The organism is Bacillus cereus group sp. BfR-BA-01441, from assembly GCF_022663075.1.
GTDB classification, from domain to species: domain Bacteria; phylum Bacillota; class Bacilli; order Bacillales; family Bacillaceae_G; genus Bacillus_A; species Bacillus_A cereus.
Map to the genome: position 1 here is coordinate 1 of NZ_JAKUEU010000490.1, position 201 is coordinate 201.

The following is a 201-nucleotide window of genomic DNA, read 5'->3' on the forward strand; positions in this document are numbered from 1 at the left end:
ATCGTATGCTCCAATTGTTAATACTGGATTTGGGTCTTTATTATCTGATACATTTACTAGATCACCAGCATTTAAACTATCTCCTTGATGTACTGTTACACCTTCTTTTGGCGTTAATACTGGTGCTTCTGTATCTTTTTCTTCCTCTTTTTCTACTACTTTTACTGTCACTGTTGTACTAGATGTATTTCCTGATTTATC

General features: G+C 33.8%; 1 pseudogene. It reads right to left on the minus strand.

Features of this window, described 5'->3' with window-relative positions:
• Nucleotides 1–201: pseudogene (locus tag MR107_RS31325) on the minus strand (adhesin); the annotation flags it as partial.